This window comes from Stenotrophomonas sp. FR010, assembly GCF_047520755.2.
GTDB lineage: Bacteria > Pseudomonadota > Gammaproteobacteria > Xanthomonadales > Xanthomonadaceae > Stenotrophomonas > Stenotrophomonas sepilia.
The window spans coordinates 24,397-44,769 of the sequence record NZ_JAXBQT020000026.1 but is presented as its reverse complement, the minus strand read 5'-3'; the positions used below and the strand labels follow the sequence as shown (position 1 = coordinate 44,769).

The 20,373-nt window shown below is 66.8% G+C and carries 18 protein-coding genes; 6 read left to right on the top strand and 12 right to left on the bottom strand.

Annotation, left to right across the window (positions count from 1 at the left end; genetic code table 11):
• Positions 1-2: 2 nt before the first annotated feature.
• The 5 genes from rodA to ACM0PK_RS18855 form a co-directional block, all read right to left on the bottom strand.
• Positions 3-1,115: a rod shape-determining protein RodA gene (rodA, locus tag ACM0PK_RS18875; protein ID WP_005419392.1), complete on the bottom strand. Its 1,113-nt coding sequence runs from the start codon at positions 1,113-1,115 to the stop codon at positions 3-5.
• Complete coding sequence (gene mrdA, locus ACM0PK_RS18870) at positions 1,112-3,184, bottom strand: penicillin-binding protein 2 (protein WP_414607748.1); 2,073 nt, start codon at positions 3,182-3,184, stop codon at positions 1,112-1,114. Before mrdA ends, rodA begins: the two co-directional genes overlap by 4 nt.
• 3 nt (positions 3,185-3,187) lie before the next feature.
• Positions 3,188-3,673: a rod shape-determining protein MreD gene (gene mreD / locus ACM0PK_RS18865; RefSeq protein ID WP_005419400.1), complete on the bottom strand. Its 486-nt coding sequence runs from the start codon at positions 3,671-3,673 to the stop codon at positions 3,188-3,190.
• Positions 3,670-4,764, bottom strand: a complete 1,095-nt coding sequence (gene mreC, locus ACM0PK_RS18860; protein ID WP_414607747.1) for a rod shape-determining protein MreC — start codon at positions 4,762-4,764, stop codon at positions 3,670-3,672. The genes mreD and mreC overlap by 4 nt, the downstream gene beginning before the upstream one ends.
• A gap of 121 nt (positions 4,765-4,885) precedes the next feature.
• Positions 4,886-5,932, bottom strand: a complete 1,047-nt coding sequence (locus ACM0PK_RS18855; RefSeq protein ID WP_005419402.1) for a rod shape-determining protein — start codon at positions 5,930-5,932, stop codon at positions 4,886-4,888.
• 283 nt (positions 5,933-6,215) lie between these two features.
• On the opposite strand from ACM0PK_RS18855, the gene ACM0PK_RS18850 reads away from it, so the two are divergent.
• Positions 6,216-7,154, top strand: coding sequence for a carbohydrate kinase family protein (locus ACM0PK_RS18850; RefSeq protein WP_005419403.1), 939 nt, complete (start codon positions 6,216-6,218; stop codon positions 7,152-7,154).
• 216 nt (positions 7,155-7,370) lie between these two features.
• Here ACM0PK_RS18850 and ACM0PK_RS18845 read toward each other — a convergent pair whose 3' ends face one another.
• The 4 genes from ACM0PK_RS18845 to ubiE all read right to left on the bottom strand — a co-directional run bounded on the left by ACM0PK_RS18845 (position 7,371) and on the right by ubiE (position 11,723).
• Positions 7,371-8,003 carry an HAD family hydrolase gene (locus tag ACM0PK_RS18845; protein WP_414607746.1) on the bottom strand — a complete coding sequence of 211 codons (633 nt, stop codon included), beginning with the start codon at positions 8,001-8,003 and terminating at the stop codon, positions 7,371-7,373.
• Positions 7,991-8,722, bottom strand: a complete 732-nt coding sequence (locus tag ACM0PK_RS18840) for a hypothetical protein (protein WP_088496534.1) — start codon at positions 8,720-8,722, stop codon at positions 7,991-7,993. The genes ACM0PK_RS18845 and ACM0PK_RS18840 overlap by 13 nt, the downstream gene beginning before the upstream one ends.
• A 127-nt stretch (positions 8,723-8,849) precedes the next feature.
• The gene (locus ACM0PK_RS18835) at positions 8,850-10,778 is read right to left on the bottom strand and encodes a M1 family metallopeptidase (RefSeq protein ID WP_414607745.1); all 1,929 of its coding nucleotides are present in this window, start codon (positions 10,776-10,778) and stop codon (positions 8,850-8,852) included.
• A 183-nt stretch (positions 10,779-10,961) separates the two neighbouring features.
• Positions 10,962-11,723 (bottom strand): bifunctional demethylmenaquinone methyltransferase/2-methoxy-6-polyprenyl-1,4-benzoquinol methylase UbiE, encoded by a 762-nt coding sequence (ubiE, locus tag ACM0PK_RS18830; protein ID WP_005419407.1) that lies wholly within the window; start codon positions 11,721-11,723, stop codon positions 10,962-10,964.
• Positions 11,724-11,804: 81 nt separating this feature from the next.
• Here ubiE and ACM0PK_RS18825 point away from each other — a divergent pair, with 81 nt between their 5' ends.
• From ACM0PK_RS18825 to ACM0PK_RS18810, 4 genes are all read left to right on the top strand, one after another.
• The gene (locus ACM0PK_RS18825; RefSeq protein WP_049399252.1) at positions 11,805-12,257 is read left to right on the top strand and encodes a nucleoside deaminase; all 453 of its coding nucleotides are present in this window, start codon (positions 11,805-11,807) and stop codon (positions 12,255-12,257) included.
• Between the two features lie 198 nt (positions 12,258-12,455).
• Complete coding sequence (locus ACM0PK_RS18820; RefSeq protein WP_414607744.1) at positions 12,456-12,716, top strand: hypothetical protein; 261 nt, start codon at positions 12,456-12,458, stop codon at positions 12,714-12,716.
• Between the two features lie 75 nt (positions 12,717-12,791).
• Complete coding sequence (locus ACM0PK_RS18815; RefSeq protein WP_005411085.1) at positions 12,792-13,127, top strand: hypothetical protein; 336 nt, start codon at positions 12,792-12,794, stop codon at positions 13,125-13,127.
• Between the two features lie 70 nt (positions 13,128-13,197).
• Complete coding sequence (locus tag ACM0PK_RS18810; protein WP_065186225.1) at positions 13,198-13,620, top strand: low affinity iron permease family protein; 423 nt, start codon at positions 13,198-13,200, stop codon at positions 13,618-13,620.
• Between the two features lie 83 nt (positions 13,621-13,703).
• Here the strand turns inward: ACM0PK_RS18810 and smeF are convergent, their stop codons facing one another.
• Genes smeF through smeD form a run of 3 tightly spaced genes read right to left on the bottom strand, consistent with a single transcriptional unit; the run spans position 13,704 to position 19,481 of the window.
• On the bottom strand, positions 13,704-15,104 hold the full coding sequence (gene smeF / locus ACM0PK_RS18805; RefSeq protein ID WP_414607743.1) for a multidrug efflux RND transporter outer membrane subunit SmeF: 1,401 nt from the start codon (positions 15,102-15,104) through the stop codon (positions 13,704-13,706).
• A gap of 57 nt (positions 15,105-15,161) precedes the next feature.
• Positions 15,162-18,284 carry a multidrug efflux RND transporter permease subunit SmeE gene (smeE, locus tag ACM0PK_RS18800; RefSeq protein ID WP_414607742.1) on the bottom strand — a complete coding sequence of 1,041 codons (3,123 nt, stop codon included), beginning with the start codon at positions 18,282-18,284 and terminating at the stop codon, positions 15,162-15,164.
• A 12-nt stretch (positions 18,285-18,296) separates the two neighbouring features.
• The gene (gene smeD, locus ACM0PK_RS18795) at positions 18,297-19,481 is read right to left on the bottom strand and encodes a multidrug efflux RND transporter periplasmic adaptor subunit SmeD (RefSeq protein ID WP_134968362.1); all 1,185 of its coding nucleotides are present in this window, start codon (positions 19,479-19,481) and stop codon (positions 18,297-18,299) included.
• Positions 19,482-19,688: 207 nt separating this feature from the next.
• On the opposite strand from smeD, the gene smeT reads away from it, so the two are divergent.
• Positions 19,689-20,348, top strand: coding sequence for an efflux transporter SmeDEF transcriptional repressor SmeT (gene smeT, locus ACM0PK_RS18790; protein ID WP_414607741.1), 660 nt, complete (start codon positions 19,689-19,691; stop codon positions 20,346-20,348).
• Positions 20,349-20,373: the final 25 nt, after the last annotated feature.

The following is a 20,373-nucleotide window of genomic DNA, read 5'->3' as shown; positions in this document are numbered from 1 at the left end:
TGTTACCCGTACCCCCCGTGCACCGGGTTGTGGCTGCGCACCGCCATTACCAGGCCGAAACCGGCCAGCAGCGACACCGCCGAAGTACCACCGTAGCTGATCAGCGGCATCGGCACGCCTACTACCGGCAGCAGGCCGGAAATCATCCCGCCATTCACCAGCACGTAGACGAAGAACGCCAGACCGGTGGCACCCGCCAGCAGGCGCGAATAGGAATCGCGTGACTGGCTGGCGATCCACAGGCAGCGCCCGATCACCACCAGGTACAAAGCCAGCACGGTGGCCACGCCGATCCAGCCGAATTCCTCGCTCAGCACCGAGAACGCGAAGTCGGTGGTCTGCTCGGGAATGAAGTTCAGGTGCGACTGCGAGCCTTCGCCCCAGCCCTTGCCATCGAAGCCGCCGGAACCGATCGCGATCTTCGACTGGATGATGTTCCAGCCGGCGCCCAGCGCGTCCATCTCCGGGTCCAGGAACATCATGATGCGGTCCTTCTGGTACGGCCGCAGCAACCAGAACCAGGCCACCGGCGCAACCGCAGCCACGCCGCCCACGCCCAGCCCAACCCACCACCACGGCAGGCCCGCCAGCAGCAGCACGAACACGCCGCTGGCGGCGATCAGCACGCCGGTACCGAAGTCCGGCTGCAACATCACCAGGCCGGTGGGTACACCGATGATGATCAAGGCCACGAGCACGGTATTGAAGCGCGGCGGCAGCGGCATCTTGTGCAGGTACCACGCCACCATCATCGGCAGGCTCACCTTCAGCAGTTCGGCCGGCTGCAGGTAGAAGAACTTCAGGTCCAGCCACTGCCGGCCATATTTACCGGTGCCCAGCACGAACACCGCCAGCAGCGGGATCATCGAGATCGCGTAGATCATCGGCGTGGCCGAGCGGATGCGCAGGATCGGCACCCGCGAGATGCCCCACAGTGCGGCCATGCCCACCGCGAAACGCGCGCCCTGCGCCATCACCAGGCTGTCGCCACCAGCGCTCTTCAGGGTCGCCAGGCCAATCACCATCAGCGCGCCCAGGGCCAGGCACAGCACCCAGTCCAGCGTGCTGAAAAAGCGGCGCAGCATGTCGCCGGCCCAGCGCAGGAACACCCTCATCGTGCAGGCTCCGCAGGGGCCGGGCGCGGCGTGGCTGGCAGCGCGGCGGCCGGCGCACCCGGCTGCGGCGCAGGCGCCGGCTCGGGGGCGGGTGCACCGATCAGCACCGGATGCTCTCCCACCTGTGCAGCGGCGAGGTCACCGGCCTGGCGTGCGCCCGCGTCTTCGTTGTCGAACGCGGTGGCGCCGATGGCGGTGGTGCCGCGCTCGCTGTCCAGCGGCTGCATGCCTTCGGGCATCTTGCCCAACAGGTAAGCGTCGAACACCTTGCGCGCGATCGGCGCCGCGGCCGAACCACCATAGCCACCACCTTCCACTGCCACCGCAATCGCGATGACCGGGTTTTCGACCGGCGCGAAGCCAACGAACAGCGCGCGGTGGCGCAGGTGCATCGGCAGGCTCTTCGGGTTCACTGCAGCAGTGCCCTTGCGGCTGATGACCTGTGCGGTACCGGTCTTGCCGGCCATCACGTACGGCGCACCGACCGCTACGCGCCAGCCGCTGCCGCCGGGCCGCATGGTCGCCATCATGCCCTCACGCACGGCCTGCACGTTGTTGGGGTTGGGGCTGATCGGCTTGCTTTCGCCGGCCGGCATTGCCGTCCAGTCGCTGTCGAAGCCGTCGCGCTGCTGGATCACCAGGTGCGGGGTGCGCAGCTGGCCGTCGGCCAGGCCGCTGACGCCGCGCGCCAGCTGCAGCGGGGTGACCTTCCAGTCACCCTGGCCGATGCTGATGTTGACCGTATCGCCGGGATACCAGGCTTCCTTGCGGGTCTTCCGTTTGTAGGCCGGCGAAGGCAGGATGCCGCCGATCTCGCCGGTGAGGTCGATGCCGGTCGGCTGGCCGAAGCCGTAGTACTCCATGTAATGGTCGAAGCGCTCGATGCCCAGGTCCAGCGCCAGCTTGTAGTAATAGGTGTTGACCGATTCGGCGATGGACTTGCGCAGATCCGTCCAGCCGTGGCCGCCACGGTGGGCGTCACCCCAGCCGCGCGAGGTGCCCGGCAGGTAGAACATGCCGGTGGACAGCACCTTGTCTTCCGGGCGGCGCACGCCGGAGTCCAGTCCCGCCAGGCCGATCAGCGGCTTCAGCGTGGAACCGGGAGCGACGCCACCGAGTACCAGGCGATTGAACTGTGGCCGCGACGGGTTTTCGTTCAAGGCCTTGAAGTCGGCATGGGAAATGCCGTTGACGAACAGGTTGGGGTCGTAGGACGGCAGGCTGACCATCGCCAGCACTTCGCCAGTGCGCGGATCCATCGCCACCGCCGAACCTTCCTGGTCGCCGAACGCGGCCACCATCGCGCGCTGCAGGTCGGCGTCGATCGACAGCCGCAGGTCGGCGCCGGACTGCGCGGCGACGCGGCCGATGGTGCGGATCGCGCGGCCCTGCACGTTGGTCTCGACCTGCTCGTAGCCGACCTTGCCGCGCAGCTGCTGCTCGTAATAGCGCTCCAGGCCGGACTTGCCGATGTGGGTCAGCGCGGCATTGCCTTCGCCGAGGATCTCCAGGTCCTTGTCATCAACGCGGCCGACGTAGCCGATGATGTGCGCGAACAGGTCGCCGTACGGGTAGCGCCGGGTCAGGTAGGGTTCGAGCTCGACGCCGGGGAAGCGCCAGCGGTCAACGGCAAAACGCGCCATCTCCTCGTCGCTCATGCGCAGCTTCAGCGTGACCGGCAGGAACTTGCGGCGCGCCTTGCGCGACCTGTTGAATGCTTCCAGCTCTCCCGGGCTGATGTTGATGATCTTCGCCAGCCCTTCCAGGGTGGCATCCATGTCCTTGACCTTGTCCGGGGTCACGTCCAGGCGGAAGGCCGGCACGTTTTCGGCCAGCAGGCGACCGTTGCGGTCGTAGATCATGCCGCGCCCCGGCACCACCGGCCGCGGCTTGATGCGGTTGGCTTCCGAGCGCGTGGCGTAGACGTCGTGGTCCAGCACCTGCAGCTTGAAGTACCAGCCGCCCAGGCCCAGCAGGCAGACCAGCACGCCCAGGAAACCCAGCGCCGCACGGCGGCGGAACTGTTCGGCTTCGGCGTGCGGGTTCTTGACCTGGCGGCGCGGGATCATGGCTCAGCGCCCGCGCTTGCCGAAGCGCACCGCGTCCAGCAGCACGAACACCAGCGGCCACAGGCCCATGCCCAGCAGAGGCGCCCACCAGTACGACCAGGGCAGCGTTGGCTCATCCACCACGATGTGGACCAGCGCGCTGACGATGCGATCGTTGAACAGCAGGCCGCCGATGGCCAGCATCTGCTGGGACATCGGGAAGAAGCGGATGCGGGCACGGAAGCGCTGCAGGATGAAGGCCAGCATCACCAGCCGCAGTGCCTGTTCGCCCAGCACGCCGCCGTACAGCAGGTCGGCCACCACGCCGCTGGCGAAGGCGATGCCCAGGCCGACGCGTTCGGGAGCTTCGATCACCCAGTACGCCAGCACCAGCGCCAGCCAGTATGGGCGCAGCGGCTGCAGCAGCGCCGGCAGCGGCAGCAGGCCCAGCAGCAGCGCCACCACCAGGCTGGCCGGCAGCACCCACGGGTTGTCGCGCAGGCGGCTCATCGCTGGCCCTCCGGCGTGATCGGTTGCCGGCCAGCGGCCGGCACTACCGGGGACCCGGCGGGTGGAGAGCTCCCCTCTTGTTGAGGGGGGCGCGCCGAAGGCGGGGGGGTAAGGGAAGATGCGCGGGCCGGTTGCGCCGAAGGTGCAGTCGGCTGAGGGGGGCGCGCCAACGGCGCGGGGGTAAGGGAGGATGCGCGGGCCGGTTGCGCCGAAGGTGCAGTCGGCTGCGGTTCGCTGGCCGCAGGCAAGCGGATCGCCGCGCCCGGGCGCAGCAGCAGCACGTCGCGGCCGCGGTCGAGCTGGGCCGCCGGCTTCAGTTCGCCGACCAGGAAGGCGTGGGTGTCGTCCGGGCGCAGGCCGGTGATGGTGCCGACCGGGAAACCGGCCGGGAAGCGCCCGCCGAGGCCGGAGGTGACGATCTCATCGCCCACTTCCACGCCAGCGCTGAGCGGGATGTCGCGCAGTTCCAGCGTGTCGCCGCGGCCATAGACGATCAGGCGCACGCCGTTGCGGGCCACGGTGACCGGCACCGCGTGGTCGGGATCGGTCAGCAGCAGCACGGTGGAGGTGCCACCGGTGACGCTGATCACCTGCCCCATCAGGCCGCCGGCGTCGATCACCGCCTGGCCGACGTGCACGCCCTCGCGGCTGCCTGCGTCGAGCACCAGGCGTTGCTTCACCGGGTCCAGGTCGATGTCCAGGATCGGTGCCAGCTGCACGTCCAGGCCACTGCGCTCGGCCACGTTCAGCAGTTCGCGCAGCTGGGCGTTGTCCAGCGCGGCGGTCTGCAGGCGAGTCAGGCGCGCGTTGGCCAGCAGCAGCTGGTTGCGCAGTTCACGGTTTTCGGCGACCAGCTGGGTATGGCTGGCGGCGGAATCCTTGACCTGGTTGCCGAGCTTGCCGGGCAGGCCAGCCAGTGCCCATACCGGCTGTACCAGGCTGTTGGCCTGCTCGCGCAGGCGTGCCAGCCAGCCGGCCTGGTCATCAAGCACGATCAGGGTGATGGCCAACGCGAGATAGGCCAGCAACCGCAGGGGGCTGGCGGCATCACCGGATCGGGAGGCGACGGGAGGACCGGCGTAGGGCGGCACGGCAACGATTCAACTGGCAGAAGGCGGAAGGGAAACACGCGGGCGCCCCGCCGGTGCCGGCCCGCCATCACGGCGGGCCGCACCCCGGAAGGGCGCGGCGGGCAGGAACGGCCGGGACGGCTTATTCCGGCGCAAAGAACTCGTTGCCGTGCATGTCCACCAGCTCCAGCGCACGGCCGCCACCGCGCGCCACGCAGGTCAGCGGATCGTCGGCCACCTGCACGTGCAGGCCGGTCTCCTCGGAGATCAGGCGGTCCAGGTCGCGCAGCAGGGCGCCACCACCGGTCAGCACGATGCCGCGCTCGGCGACGTCGGCGCACAGTTCCGGCGGGGTCTGCTCCAGCGCCAGCTTGACCGCGCTGACGATGCCCGACAGCGGCTCGTGCAGGGCCTCGAGCACCTCGTTGGAGCTGATCTTGATCATCTTCGGCACGCCCTCGGCGAGGTTGCGGCCGGAGATCTCCATCTCGATCACTTCCGCCTGCGGGTAGGCGCAGCCCAGCTCGACCTTGATGCGCTCGGCGGTGGCTTCACCGATCAGCATGCCGTGGTTGCGGCGCACGTAGTTGGTGATGGACTCGTCGAAGCGGTCGCCGCCGATGCGGACCGAGGCCGAATAGACGATGCCGTTGAGCGAGATGACCGCCACTTCGGTGGTGCCACCGCCGATGTCGATGACCATCGAGCCACGGGCTTCGGTGACCGGCATGCCGGCGCCGATCGCGGCGGCCATCGGTTCTTCGATCAGGAACACGTCACGGGCACCGGCTTCCTCGGCCGATTCCTTGATCGCGCGGCGCTCGACCTGGGTCGAGCCGGCCGGCACGCAGACCAGCACGCGCGGGCTCGGGCGCAGCACGCGCGACTTGTGCACCTTCTTGATGAAGTGCTTGAGCATCGCCTCGGTATAGGTGAAGTCGGCGATGACGCCATCCTTCATCGGGCGGATGGTGGTGATGTGGCCCGGGGTACGGCCCAGCATCTGCTTGGCTTCGGCGCCGACGGCTGCCACCGAGCGGGTGCCACCGATGGCACGGTCCTGGCGCACGGCCACGACCGACGGCTCGTTCAGCACGATCCCCTGCCCGCGCACGTAGATGAGGGTGTTGGCCGTGCCCAGGTCGATGGACAGGTCGTTGGAGAACATGCCACGGAGTTTCTTGAACATCTGAGGAAGGAGTCCTGAGGGGTGTCGTGCCCGCCGCGGGATGGCGAAAAAATGGGCAGAAATCGAGGCCGACAAGCCTAGCAACCCGCCTGCCGCCGAGCAAGGAAAAAACTAGCTGAACCCGCGTCTTCACAGGCTTTCGGCCTGATCGGGTCTCACCCGGTTCTGGCCCTGAGCGGCACCAGCGGGTAACCTTTGCGCCGTCGGGCGCCCAAGGGCGCCGTTTGCTTGCCCGATGAACCGGGCCGGCCCACCCCAAAATTCACCGCATAGGCTTACATCGATGTCCGCTCTGATCTGTGGTTCTCTTGCCTTCGACACCATCATGGTGTTCCCGGACCAGTTCAAGAATCACATCCTGCCGGACAAGGTGCACATCCTGAACGTGTCCTTCCTGGTGCCGCGCATGCGCCGCGAGTTCGGCGGCTGCGCAGGCAACATCGCCTACAACCTGCACCTGCTGGGCGGCCAGCCGATCCCGATGGGCACCGTGGGTTCGGACTTCGGCCCGTACCGCGAATACTTCGAAGGCCTGGGCATCGACCTGTCGCGCGTGCGCGTGATCGATGAGCTGTTCACCCCGCAGGCGTTCATCACCACCGACCACGACAACAACCAGATCACCGCCTTCCACCCGGGCGCGATGATGCGTTCCTACGAGAACCACGTGCGTGGGGTGCCGGGCGTGACCCTGGGCCTGGTCGGCCCGGACGGCCGCGAAGGCATGATCCAGAACGCGCAGGAATTCCACGAAGACGGCATCCCGTTCATCTTCGACCCGGGCCAGGCCATGCCGCTGTTCAACGGCCCGGAACTGCGCGCCTTCATCGAGCAGGCCGACTACGTGGTGGTCAACGACTACGAGTCGAACCTGCTGCAGGAGCGCACCGGCTGGGACGAAAAGGAGATCGTCAGCCGGGTCAAGGCCTACATCACCACCCGTGGCCCGAAAGGCGCGGTCATCCACACCCCGGAAAAGAGCTATGACATCCCGCCGGCGCACGAGCGCCGCGTGGTCGACCCGACCGGCTGTGGCGACGCCTTCCGCGCCGGCCTGATCTACGGCATCCAGAAAGGCTACGACTGGCTGACCATCGGCCGCATGGGCAACCTGATGGGCGCGCTGAAGGTCGAGCATCCGGGCACGCAGAACCAGCGTTTCACCTTCGATGAGTTCAACGAGCAGTTCAAGCAGCAATTTGGCTACGCGCTTGGCGCGTAACCAAATTGCTCGCGCATTCCACCTTATCCCCGCGCCTTCAGCGCGCCCCCTTGAACAACAAGGGGGCTTTCCACCCGATGCACTACTGGCAATGCTGTTGGTAGGTGTCGACCTTGGTCGACACTGCCGGCCAGCGGCCGGCACTACCGGAACTTCCGACCGACACGTTGCCTGCTCTCTGTAGAGCCGAGCCCATGCTCGGCTTGCGCGCGCCGGTCATGCGGCCTGCCAGGCAGCCAACAGCGCGCGGCAATCGGCGAAATGCCAGTCGGCGCGGCCCGGCCATGGGTTTTCCGGCAGGTTGACCAGTACGGTATGGGCGCCCGCGGCGCGCCCGCACTCCAGGTCGTAGGCGTGGTCACCCACCATCACCGCCTGCGCAGGCCCGATGCCCCATCGCCGCAGATGCTGCTGCAGGCCCTCCGGCGAGGGCTTGGGCACCGCTTCATCGCGACCAATGATGTCGGCATCGTCGAACAACGCCCCGACCCCGATCGCGTCCAACGTCAGCTTCGCCAGCGCATGATCATTGCGGGTCAGGATGCCGAGCCGGCAGCCTGCCGCCGACAACGCGCGCAGCAGCTTCACCGCACCCGGTGCCGGCAGTGCGTCCTCGGCCAGCGCGCGCTCATGATCCAGCAGCCACTCGCGCTTGGCCTGCCCCGGTGCGTCCGGCAACGCCGCAATATGGTCAAGGATGTCTTCCTCGGCCGCGATCTCCAGCGCGCGGCGGATCGCGGCGAAATCATGCACGGCAACGGTCAGCGTGCCATCCATGTCGAACACCCAGTGCCGGATCGCGGACAACGCGTGCACTGCGCTGCCCGCCGCCCCCGTCACTGCCACCACTGCGGCATGCGGCTGGCGTCGACGCCACCCGTTTCGAACACCGCCGTGCGGGTGCCGCCGGCCTTGACCGGGAACTCGATGCTGATCGACCTGCCCTTGCGCGCCAGCTTCCACAGCGCCTTCTGGTCGGTGATGAACAGGGCGATGGCTTCATCGGTCTTCGGGCGCCACGCCGCCATCGACACCGGCTTGCCGTCGTCCACGGTCACTTTCACCGTGCACTGCGGGCAACGGAAATCGCCGGCCTGCAGCACCAGGTAGGCATGCCGCTTCCACTCCGGATGATCGCGGAACACCAGCTGCACCGTCTTCGCGCCGCTGCCATCCACGTCCACCCGTTCCTTGCTGTAGATCTGCGCCGAAACCTGGTTGCCCTTGTTGCCCACCGGGATCTGGTTGTACTGCCACAGCGCCTGCATGCGGCGCAGGTCGCGCGCGGCATCGCCCTTGGCCTTGACCTCGTCGAAGCCTGCAGCGATGCGCTCGGCGGCGGCGGTGTCCTTGTACTGGTCCAGCAGCGAGGCGCCGTGCAGGCGCGCGCGCTCCCAGTCCTGCGCGGCCACGGCCATGTCGTACTGCTTGGCCAGGTCTTCGGCCTTGGCCTCCTTCTGCGCCTGCACGGCGGCCGCGGCGGCTTCCTGCGCCTTGCGTTCTTCCTCGGGGTTGCTGCAGGCGGCCAGCGCCAGCGTGCAGGCGGTGAGCAGGATCAGTCGTTTCATGGCGGAGGTCCTTTGCGAGTGCATCCCGATTCTATCGGCAGCGAAAAGCGGATACACCAACGGCGGGTTTCCCCGCCGTTGGTGGTGAAGCAGTGACCGGTTGCCGGCCAGCGGCCGGCACTACCGCTTACTTGGCTTCAGCCTTGGCCAGCATGTCCTGGACCGAGGCGGTGGTGATCGGGTGGTAGCCCGGCTTGGCCTTTTCGAAGGCCTGCTTGGCCAGCTCCAGACCCTTCGGGGTCTTCACCAGTTCGGCGTAGATCGGCAGGATCAGCTTGCGACGGCCGACGCGCTCGATGAATGCCGCCGCGCCTTCATTGGCCTGCTCGTAGCCGCTGCGGATCGCCAGCGGGTACCAGCGCATGGCGATCTCGCCATTCGGGGTGCCGGTGAAGTGGAAGGCCTTGTCCAGCGTGGCCAGCTTGTCCAGCGGCTGGGTCGCGCCCAGGCCATCGATGAAGCGCACCCATTCCTGCGTGCTCCAGTCGGCGATGACCTGGCTGCTCGGCACGGTGCCGGCGCTGGCGAAGGCGATGCGCGCGGTATCGACGCTGCTGAAGTTGCGCGACTGCGCCTTGGCCGCGAACGCCGGGATACCCGGCTCGTCCAGCCATGCCTTCAGTTCGGCCTCGGTCACTGCCGACGGATTCTTCGGCAGCAGGTTCTTCTTCATGTAGTCGACGAACTGGTCGGTGTTCGCGCTCTGGAAAGCGTGGTCATCGAACCAGCCACGCAGGAACGGATCGAAGGTCTCGCGGCCGAAGCGCTGCTCCAGGAATTCCAGGAACCACGCACCCTTGACGTAGGCCACCTGGCTGAGGGCTTCGTCGGGATCACGCTCGTTCAGCGGCGGCAGCGCCAGCGCCTGGTCGGCCGGGCTCATGTCCTTCACTTCGGCCAGCAGGTCGGTCTGGTCGATCTGCTTCTCCATCTCGGCCATTTCCTTGCCGTACAGAGCTTCGGTGATGCGGCCCTGGACGTAGGTGGTGAAGCCTTCATTGAGCCAGATGTCCTTCCAGCTGGCGTTGGTCACCAGGTTGCCCGACCAGCTGTGCGCCAGTTCGTGGGCGACCAGTGAGACCAGCGACTTGTCGCCGACGATCACGGTCGGGGTGGCGAAGGTCAGGCGCGGGTTCTCCATGCCACCGAACGGGAACGACGGCGGCAGCACCAGCATGTCGTAGCGGCCCCAGCGGTATTCGCCGTACAGCTTCTCGGCGGCACCGATCATCTTCTCGGTGTCCTCGAATTCCTTGGCGGCCTTGTTGACCATGGTCGGCTCGGCCCAGACGCCGGAGCGGCCGGAGATCGGCTCAAACACCAGGTCGCCGGCGGCGATGGCCAGCAGATAGGACGGAATCGGCTGCGGCATCTTGAAGGTGTAGTCACCATCACGCGCGGCCTTCGGATCGTTGTCGGCGCTCATCAGCACCATCACGTCCGGGCGCGAGACCACGTGCGCGCTGTAGGTGAAGCGCACGCTCGGGGTGTCCTGCAGCGGCACCCAGGAACGGGCATGGATGGCCTGCGACTGGCTGAACATGAAGGGCAGCTTCTTGCCCTCGGTCATCGACGGCGCCAGCCACTGCAGGCCCGAGGCGGTCGGTGCGGTGTGGTAGGTCACTTCCACCTTGGCCGGCTGTTCCGCAGCCTCGATGGTCAGCTTGCTGCCGAACACCTTGTCGGCCGGGGCCAGTTCGAACTTCAGCGGGCTGCGCGCGCCGTCGGCGGCAACGGCCTCGACCTTGGACACGGTCAGCTCGCGGGTGTCGAGCACCAGCTGCCTGGCGTCCTTCTGTTTCCATTCCAGGGTGTAGGTGGCGGTACCGCCGATCTGCTTCTGGTCGAAGTCCAGCTTCAGATCCAGCGCGATGTCCTTGATGACGACCTTGTCCGGCTCGGCGTACGAGCTCTCGTCGTGGCTGCGGTTCTCGGCGTTCACGGGGGCGGCAGGGGCCTTTGCGGCATTCGGGGCGGCGGCGGGCGCGGCCGCCTCCTGGGAGCAGCCGGCGGCCAGGGCCACGGCCAGCGGAAGGAGCATCAGCGGATTACGCATGAATCGGGACCGTTACGGGGATCAAACCCCAATGGTACCTCCCTCCGGCCCGGCAGGCGTTGCGCGGTGCGGGGTAATGGCAGGCACAGCGCCGGTAGTGCCGGCCGCTGGCCGGCAACCCCGTCGCCCGGTGGTTGCCCGCGCAGGTGCCGGCCAGCGGCCGGCACTACCGGAACACCGGGCTTACAGCTTGTAGCCGGAGTGGATCGAGACGATGCCGCCGGTCAGGTTCTTGTAGTGGCAGCGCTCGAAGCCGGCCTGCCCCATCATCGCCTTCAGTTCGTCCTGCGGCGGATGCTTGCGGATGCTCTCGGCCAGGTACTGGTAGCTGTCCGAATCGTTGGCGAACAACTTGCCCAGCCTGGGCAGGATCTTGAACGAGTGGAAGTCGTAGATCGGCTTGAACCAGTCGGCAGTGACTTCGGAGAACTCCAGCACGCGGGCCTGGCCGCCCACCTTCAGCACGCGGTACATCTCGCGCAGGCCGGCGTCCTTGTCGGTCACGTTGCGCAGGCCGAAGGCAATGGTGACCAGGTCGAAGCTGTTGTCCGGGAACGGCAGGGCTTCGGCGTTGCACTGCACGTAGTCCAGGCCGAGCACCAGGCCGCGGTTGGTCAGGCGGTCCCGGCCGACCGACAGCATGCCGGCGTTGATGTCGCCCAGCACCACCGAGCCCTCGGCGCCGACGCGTTCCTTCAGCAGGGCGGCGATGTCGCCGGTGCCACCGGCCAGATCGAGCACGCGGTCGCCCGGCTTCACCTGCGCGGTCGCCACGTAGTAGCGCTTCCACGCCCGGTGCACGCCCAGGCTCATCAGGTCGTTCATCAGGTCGTAGTTGCGCGCGACCGAGGTGAACACCTGGCCGACCAGCTTCTGCTTGTCCTTGGCGGCGACGTCGCGGAACCCGAAATGGGTGGTACCGGCTTTGTAGGGGGATTCGCTCATGGCCCCGATTATCGCACCGCCGGGGGCCAGCGGCACCCCCTGCCCGTATGATGGCGGGCCACGACTGACCGGAGCCCCCGCATGATCACCACGCCCGACTACCAGGCCCTGCTGCAGACCGCCATCGCCGAAGCCCGCCAGGGCCTGGCCGAGGGCGGCGTGCCGATCGGCGCGGCGCTGTACCACAACGACGGCCGCCTGCTCGGCTGCGGCCACAACCGCCGCGTGCAGGAAGGCGACCCATCGGTGCACGGCGAAACCGACGCCTTCCGCAAGGCCGGCCGCCAGCGCCGCTACCAGGACACCATCATGGTCACCACCCTGGCGCCGTGCTGGTACTGCTCGGGTCTGGTGCGCCAGTTCAACATCGGCACCGTGGTGGTGGGCGAATCGCGCACGTTCCAGGGCGGCATCGACTGGCTGCGCGAGAACGGCGTCAACGTGATCGACCTCGACAACCAGGAATGCGTTGACCTGCTGGGTGGCTTCATTGCGCAGCATCCGGAGATCTGGAACGAAGACATCGGTGAATGAGCACCGTGCAACGTGTCGTTGAACCCGTTTAATGAACGCTTCAGCGCGGGCACGTTCTAGTGCCCGCAGCGTTTGCGGCCGATGCCGTGAACCCGTGCACAGTCAGCTGCGCTGCGTGCATACACTGCGGTAACACCCCACCCGGCCGAGGCGCCTAGGGTGGGGTTACCGGGGTCCCTTTCCCCGGCGGAGCCAGCCATGTGCGCGCACGCCGTACGTCCCCCGCCCGACCCGATCCTCGATGCCATCCGCGAGCGCCTGCAGCAGCAATATGCACTGCACCGGCGCGGCGCGCTGTTCTGGACTGCCTATCAGCACATGCAACTGGACCTGGTCCGCCGCCACCCGCTCGACCAGGAGCGCCTGTGCAATGCGATGGCCGACATGGCCGAGGACCTCGGTGCGGTCGAGCATGCGCAATTGATCGGCAATCGCCACGCCGGCTCCACATCCCGCTGACGCGGCATGCACCGCCACATACGCCACACTCCGATGAACCCCCACTCCCTTTCCACTCAACCGAACTGGATTGTCATGCACGCTGAAGTCCCCACCATTCCTCCGGTCATCAACGTAGACGCCGAGCTTGACCACTGGCGCCGCCAGCATGCCGAAGGCGCACTGCCGCACAACTCGTTCGGCTCGTACGTGCCGTGGATCAAGTTCGCCTGCGATTCGCTGATCACCCAGCCGCGCGCCAGCGAGGCCGAACGTGACGAGATGTTCCAGACCCAGTACGCCCTGCAGATCATGCCGCGGCTGAGCGAAGCCCAGGCCCGTGAGTTCGTCGACCGTTGCTGGCAGCACGTCTACCAGAGCAGCCCGGTGCGCAGCCTGCAGGCGCCACGACTGCAGCGCATGCGCGCCTGACCGGCGCTGCACGGCACCTGCACGGGTCACTGCCGATCATCCTCGTCACCTGAGTGGGCACACGACGACGATGAAAGCACGCAACCTGTTCAATACGATCGCCAAGAAGGCCGCGACAGCCACCGGCTCACCATGGACCTTCCTGGCTGCAGTAGCGATCGTGGTGATCTGGGGCATCACCGGCCCGGTGTTCGGTTTCAACGACACCTGGCAGCTGGTGATCAATACCGGCACCACCATCATCACCTTCCTGATGGTGTTCCTGATCCAGCACACGCAGAACGCCGACACTGCCGCGATGCAGATCAAGCTGGACGAGCTGATCCGGGCGACGGCCGAAGCCAACAATGAACTGCTGGATCTGGAAGAACTGGACGAAGCGCGCCTGGAAGAGATCCGTGCCGAGTACGAGCAGATGGCCCGCGAAGCAGGCGATGCGCTGGCGCGCGTCCGTGCCTGCCATGCGGCGCGGCGCGACGATGAAGCGGTGTAGCAGGCCCCGGAATGACAATGCCGGCCAGCGGCCGGCACTGCCATCGATCATCCAGGTAGAGCCGGCCGCCGGCCGGCCTTCCCTCAGCCGCGCTCGTGCCAGCCGCCGCCCAGTACCTTGTACAGGGTGATGCGGTTGGCCTGCTGGGCCAACTGCGCCTGCAACTGGGTCTGCTGCGCGTTGTAGGCAGTACGTCGTGCGTCCAGCAGGGTCACGAAGCTGTCCAGGCCGGCGTCGTAACGTGCCTGCGACAGGCGGTTGGCCTGTTCGGCCGCTTCCACCAGGCGCTGCTGTGAACTCACCTGTTCATCCAGGCTGACATTCAACGCCAGCGCATCGGCGGTTTCGCGGAAGCCCACCTGGATCGACTTCTCGTACTGCGCCAGTGCGATATCACGATCAGCGTTGGCGACGGCCAGATTGGCGCGCAGCTTGCCGCCCTGGAAGATCGGCAGGGTGATCTTCGGCAGGAAACTCCATACGCGAGTGCCGCTGTCGAACAGGCTGGACAATTCGCTGGAGCCACTGCCAATGCTGCCGGTCAGCGAGATGCTCGGGAAGAACGCAGCACGTGCCGCGCCGATGTTGGCATTGGCAGCCAGCAGCTGGTGTTCGGCGGCCATGATGTCCGGGCGCTGCAGCAGCACATCGCTGGGCAGACCGGCCGGCGGAGGCGCCAGTGCCAGCAACTGCGGTTCGATGCCGTCCGGCAGCAGCGCCGGATCCAACTGGCCACCGGCCAGCAGCGCCAGCGCGTTGCGGTCCTGGGCCAGCTGGCCGCGCAGGCGCGCGGCGTCGGTACGCGCGGTTTCCACCAGCGTGCGGGTCTGGGTCAGCTCCAGCGCCGAGCTGCCACCACGCTCGTGGCGGGCCTCGGCCAGGCGCAACGAATCCTCGTAGGTCTTCAGCGTGGCATCAGCGATCTTCAGACGCTGGGCATCGGCACCGTAGGTCAGCCACGCCGTCGCTGTCTCGGCCACCAGGCTCAGCTGCGCGTTGCGACGATTGGCAGCTACGGCAAAGTACTGCTGCAGTGCCGCTTCGCTGAGGTTGCGCACGCGGCCGAACAGGTCCAGCTCGAACTCGGCCACGCCGACACCGGCGGTGAACTGCTCGGTGACGCCAGCGTCGGTGCCCTGGCGCTGCATCTGGCCGGTGACGGCCACGCCGGGCACGCGGTCGGCACGCTGTACGCGGTACTGGCCGCGCGCGCGTTCAACGTTGAGCACGGCCACGCGCAGGTCGCGGTTGTTCTGCAGCGACTGCTCGATCACCTGCTGCAGGCGCGCATCGGTGAAGAAATCGCGCCAGCCGACGGCGGCGACATCGACCACCTGGCCCTGTACAGCCTCGGCCGGCCACTGCGCCGGAATTGCCGGAGCGACGGCGGTGTTCTTCGGCACCAGAGTGGAGCAGCCGGCCAGCGCGAGCGCGGCGGCAATGGAAAGGAACAGGGATGCACTTTTCATGGGAATGACTTCCATCGGTACTGCCGGATGGCAGGAGGCAGTGCCAGCCGGCGGCCGGCACTGCCGTTTCGATCACGTCGTGGATTTGCGCTTGAACACGCGCTGCACCACCACGAAGAACAGCGGTACGAAGAACACGCCGAGCGCGGTGCCGACGATCATGCCGCCGAGCACGCCGGTGCCGATCGCCTGCTTGGCGCCGGAGCCGGCCCCGGTGGAGATCGCCAGCGGTACCACGCCCATGCCGAAGGCCAGCGAGGTCATCACGATCGGGCGCAGGCGGTCGCGCACGGCATGCATGATCGCCTCGATCAGGCCCGCGCCCTTCTCCAGGTTTTCCTTGGCGAACTCGACGATCAGGATCGCGTTCTTGCTGGTCAGGCCTACCGTGGTCAGCATCGCCACCTGGAAATAGATGTCGCGCTCCAGGCCCTTGAAGGTATTGGCCAGCACTGCGCCGAGGATACCCAGCGGGGCCGCCAGCAGCACCGCCGTCGGCACGCTCCAGCTTTCGTACATCGCGGCCAGGCACAGGAACACGATCATCAGCGACAGCGTGTACAGCAACGGCGTCTGCGAGCCCGCCTGGCGTTCCTGGTAGGACATCGCCGTCCACTCGATGCCGAAGCCCGCGGGCAGCTGCTTGGCCAGTTGCTCGATCTCGGCCATGGCATCGCCGGAGGCAACACCCGGGGCCGGTTCGCCCTGGATCTCCATCGCCGACACACCGTTGTAGCGCTCCAGGCGCGGCGAACCGTAATCCCAGTGCTTGGTGGCGAACGCGCTGAACGGCACCATCTCGCCCTTGTCGTTCTTCACGGACCAGAGGTCGAAGTCCTCCGGGACCATGCGGAACGGCTGGTCGGCCTGCACGAACACGCGCTTGACGCGGCCACGATCGACGAAGTCGTCGATGTACGAGCTGCCCCACGCAGCGGCCAGCGTGCCGTTGATCTGGTCGATCGACAGCCCCAGCGAGGTCGCCTTGGCCGCATCGATGTCGATACGGAACTGCGGCGTGTCCTCCTGGCCGTTCGGGCGCACGTTGGCCAGCTTCTTGCTGCCGGCGGCCAGACCGAGCAGCTGGTTGCGTGCGGCCACCAGTGCCTCGTGGCCCTGGCCGCTGTTGTCCTTCAGGAAGAAGGTGTAACCCGAAGCGGTACCCAGCTCTGGAATGGCCGGCGGCGGGAAGGCGAAGATGAAAGCATCCTTGATCTGGCCCAGTGCCGCCATCGCGCGGCCGGTGATCGGCATCACACCGTTGTTGGCGTCACGCTCGCTCCAGTCCTTCAGCTTGACGAACGCCATGCCCGCGTTCTGGCCCATGCCGGCGAAGCTGAAGCCCTGCACGGAGAACACCGAATCCACCGCATCCTTCTCGTTCTGCAGGAAGTGGTTTTCCAGTGCCGCGATCGATTCCAGCGTGCGCTCCTGGGTGGCGCCGACCGGGGCCTGCACCAGCGCCATCAGCACGCCCTGGTCTTCGTTGGGCAGGAACGAGCTGGGCAGGCGCACGAACAGCACGCCCATCAGCACGAACAGCGCCGCAACGATGCCCATGAAGCGCCACGGACGGTGGATGATGCCGCGCACGCCACGCTGGTAGCTTTCGCTGGTGCGGTCGAAGCCGCGGTTGAAACCGTTGAAGAAGCGACCGGCCAGGCCGCGGTGGGCAACATGATGCTCGCCCTTCTTCAACGGCTTGAGCATGGTCGCGCACAGTGCCGGGGTCAGCACGATCGCCACCAGTACCGACAACGCCATTGCAGAGACAATGGTGGCCGAGAACTGCCGGTAGATCACGCCGGTGGATCCGCTCATGAAGGCCATCGGCACGAACACCGCCGACAGCACCAGGCCGATACCCACCAGCGCACCGGTGATCTGGCCCATCGACTTGCGGGTCGCTTCAAGCGGCGACAGTCCTTCCTCGGACATGATGCGCTCGACGTTCTCCACCACCACGATGGCGTCGTCCACCAGCAGGCCGATCGCCAGCACCATCGCGAACATGGTCAGCATGTTCACCGAAAAGCCCAACATCGCCAGCACGCCGAAGGTACCCAGCAGCACCACCGGCACGGCGATGGTCGGGATCAGGGTGGCGCGGAAGTTCTGCAGGAACAGGTACATCACCACGAACACCAGCACGATCGCTTCGAGCAGGGTCTGCACCACGCCCTTGATCGACACGCGCACGAAGGGGGTGGTGTCGTACGGGATCTCGGCCTTCAATCCGGCAGGGAAAAAGCTCTTCATGTCGTCCAGCGCAGCATCCACGCCGGCAGCGGTATCCAGCGCATTGGCGCCGGTGGCCAGGGTGACCGCCAGGCCGCTGGCCGGCTGGCCGTTGTAGCGGGTGACGAAGTCGTAGGACTCGGCACCCAGTTCGACGCGGGCGACATCACCCAGGCGCAGCTCGGCACCGTCCTGCGCGCCGCGCACGATGATGTTGCGGAACTGTTCCGGGGTCTGCAGGCGCGACTGCGCGTTGATGGTGGCGTTGAGCTGCTGGCCCTTCACCGACGGCGCACCGCCGAGCTGGCCGATCGCCACCTGGGCATTCTGCGCCTTGATCGCCGCAGTCACTTCCGCGACGGACAGGCCATAGGTATGCAGCTTGTTCGGGTCCAGCCAGATGCGCATGGCGTACTTGCCACCGAATACCTGGATGTTGCCCACGCCCGGCACGCGGCTGAGGCGGTCGACGACATTGGAACCGACGTAGTCGGCGATGTCGTTGGCGTCCATGCTGCCGTTCTCGGACACGAACGCGATGACGTTCAGGAAGCCCGAGCTGGACTTGGCCACGTTGATGCCCTGCCGCTGCACTTCCTGCGGCAGCAGCGGCATGGCCAGCTGCAGCTTGTTCTGCACCTGCACCTGGGCGATGTCCGGGTTGGTGCCGCTCTCGAAGGTCAGGGTGATGGTGGCCTGGCCGTTGGACGAGCTGTTGGAGGAGAAGTAGATCAGGCCATCAAGGCCCTTCATGTTCTGCTCGATGATCTGCGTCACCGAGTCTTCGACCACCTTGGCCGATGCACCCGGGTAGGTGGCGCTGATTTCCACCGCCGGCGGCGCGACGTTGGGGTACATCGAGACCGGCAGCTTGAACAGGGCCAGGCCGCCGGCGAGCATGATGATGATGGCGATCACCCACGCGAAGATGGGTCGATCGATGAAAAAGCGTGCCATGGGGTTCTCCGCTTACTTCGCGTCGCCGGCCGGGGCGGCAGGCTGGGCGGCGGCCGCCGGCTTGGCCGGTACGTCGCCCTTTTCGGTGGCCTTGACCGGCATGCCGGGGCCGATCTTCTGCAGGCCTTCGACGATGACCTTGTCACCGGCCTTCAGGCCGTCCTCGACCAGCCACTTGTCGCCAACCGTGCGGCTGACCTTGACCGGGCGTACTTCGACCTTGTTGTCCTTGCCGACCACCATCGCCGTGGTATCGCCCTTCGGATCGCGGGCGATGCCCTGCATCGGCACCAGCACTGCATCACTGCGCACGCCGCCGCCGATCACCGCACGCACGTACATGCCCGGCATCAGCAGGCCGTCCGGGTTGTCCACCTTCACGCGCAGGCCGAAGCTGCCGGTGGTCGGATCGACGCTGACTTCGGAGAACTCCAGCGTGCCCTTGTGCTCGAAGGTGCTGCCGTCTTCCATCAGGATGCTGACCGGCAGGGTCTGGTTGTCCTGCAGGCGGCCGGCAGCCAGTTCGCGGCGCAGCTGCAGCAGCTCGGCCGAGGACTGGGTCAGGTCGACGTAGATCGGATCCAGCTGCTGCACCGTAGCCAGTGCATTGGCCTGGCCGGCGCTGACCAGCGCACCCTGGGTGACGCTGGACTTGCCGATGCGGCCGCTGATCGGCGCGGTGATGCGGGCGTAGCCCAGGGTGACGTTGGCTGCGTCCAGCGATGCCTTCGCGGCACCGACATCCGCCTCGGCCTGCTTCTGCGCGGCCACGGCATTTTCCAGGTCCTGCTGGCTGACCGCATCGACCTTGGCCAGCTCGGTGATGCGCTTGGCGCTCAGCCGGGCGGCGTTGGCGGTGGCCTCGGCGCGGGCCAGCTGGGCGCGGGCACTGTTGGCCTGGGCGCGGTAGCTGGCGTCCTCGATCTGGTACAGCGGCTCGCCGGCCTTGACCATGCCACCTTCGGTGAACAGGCGCTTGGCGACGATGCCATTGACCTGCGGCCGCACTTCGGCGACCAGGAAGGCGTTGGTACGGCCCGGCAGTTCGCGGGTCAGGCCCACGGTCTCGGACTTCAGCGTGACCACAGTGACGTCACCCGGGCCCTGCTCGGGGGCCTGGGGTTGGCCGCCGCAGGCAGCCACGGTCGCGGCGATCGCCAGCGACAGCGCAAAGGGTCGGATTCTGCTCAGCAACATGACGGAAAGGCTCTTAGGGGAAGGAATCTCAAATCGCGCTGATACAGGCCGAAAGCGCCAGCAGGCAACGCTCACCAGCGGGGAGTGGAAGCCGGACCGGCCTGCCACGCACACGATGGGAATGATGGGAGCGAAATATACATACATGATTGTTTGTTTGTAAACCGGTACAATTCAGCCACGTTTCACCCGCACTCGTACCCATCCATGGCCCGCAAGACCAAAGAGGACACCCAGGCAACCCGGGAAGGCATCCTTGACGCCGCCGAAGCCTGCTTCCATGAACACGGCTTGGCCCGTACCACGCTGGAGATGATCGGTGCCCGCGCCGGCTATACCCGCGGTGCGGTCTACTGGCACTTCAAGAACAAGAGCGAGGTGCTGGCCGCGATCGTCGAGCGCGTGCATCTGCCTTTCATGCAGGAGCTGGAGCGCACCTCGACCGACCAGCGCGACACGCCGGTGCACGACCTGCGCGCAGTGATGATCCACTCGTTCATCGAACTGTCCGAGGACGAGCGCCTGCGCAAGACCATGGAGATCATGCTGCGCAGCGATGCGTCGGCTGATACCCGGGTGCTGACCGAACTGCAGCAGGCCGGTTTCCGCGATGGACTGGACCGGATGGAACGTGCCCTGCGCCGGGCAAAGGACCTGGGCCAGCTGCGCGAGGGTGCAGACCCGAAGATCGCCGCACGCATGCTGCATGCCACCGTACTGGGCGTACTGCACGGTGCGATGGTCGAACCGGAACTGATGGACCTCAAGCGCGATGGCATGCTCGCACTGGACATGACCCTGGCCGCCTACGTGAAGGACGGCGTGTTCGTTCCCGGCACCGTGCCCGAGCCGCTGCCCGAGGCATGAGCGGGGTCGCTGCCGCCACCGCAGC

Excerpts from the sequence above, each read along its gene's own strand:
- rodA (WP_005419392.1), bottom strand. The coding sequence starts at position 1,115 with ATGAGGGTGTTCCTGCGCTGGGCCGGCGACATGCTGCGCCGCTTTTTC.
- mrdA (WP_414607748.1), bottom strand. The coding sequence starts at position 3,184 with ATGATCCCGCGCCGCCAGGTCAAGAACCCGCACGCCGAAGCCGAACAG.
- mreD (WP_005419400.1), bottom strand. The coding sequence starts at position 3,673 with ATGAGCCGCCTGCGCGACAACCCGTGGGTGCTGCCGGCCAGCCTGGTG.
- ACM0PK_RS18855 (WP_005419402.1), bottom strand. The coding sequence starts at position 5,932 with ATGTTCAAGAAACTCCGTGGCATGTTCTCCAACGACCTGTCCATCGAC.
- ACM0PK_RS18850 (WP_005419403.1), top strand. The coding sequence starts at position 6,216 with ATGTCCGCTCTGATCTGTGGTTCTCTTGCCTTCGACACCATCATGGTG.
- ACM0PK_RS18840 (WP_088496534.1), bottom strand. The coding sequence starts at position 8,722 with ATGAAACGACTGATCCTGCTCACCGCCTGCACGCTGGCGCTGGCCGCC.
- ACM0PK_RS18835 (WP_414607745.1), bottom strand. The coding sequence starts at position 10,778 with ATGCGTAATCCGCTGATGCTCCTTCCGCTGGCCGTGGCCCTGGCCGCC.
- ubiE (WP_005419407.1), bottom strand. The coding sequence starts at position 11,723 with ATGAGCGAATCCCCCTACAAAGCCGGTACCACCCATTTCGGGTTCCGC.
- ACM0PK_RS18825 (WP_049399252.1), top strand. The coding sequence starts at position 11,805 with ATGATCACCACGCCCGACTACCAGGCCCTGCTGCAGACCGCCATCGCC.
- ACM0PK_RS18820 (WP_414607744.1), top strand. The coding sequence starts at position 12,456 with ATGTGCGCGCACGCCGTACGTCCCCCGCCCGACCCGATCCTCGATGCC.
- ACM0PK_RS18815 (WP_005411085.1), top strand. The coding sequence starts at position 12,792 with ATGCACGCTGAAGTCCCCACCATTCCTCCGGTCATCAACGTAGACGCC.
- ACM0PK_RS18810 (WP_065186225.1), top strand. The coding sequence starts at position 13,198 with ATGAAAGCACGCAACCTGTTCAATACGATCGCCAAGAAGGCCGCGACA.
- smeF (WP_414607743.1), bottom strand. The coding sequence starts at position 15,104 with ATGGAAGTCATTCCCATGAAAAGTGCATCCCTGTTCCTTTCCATTGCC.
- smeE (WP_414607742.1), bottom strand. The coding sequence starts at position 18,284 with ATGGCACGCTTTTTCATCGATCGACCCATCTTCGCGTGGGTGATCGCC.
- smeD (WP_134968362.1), bottom strand. The coding sequence starts at position 19,481 with ATGTTGCTGAGCAGAATCCGACCCTTTGCGCTGTCGCTGGCGATCGCC.
- smeT (WP_414607741.1), top strand. The coding sequence starts at position 19,689 with ATGGCCCGCAAGACCAAAGAGGACACCCAGGCAACCCGGGAAGGCATC.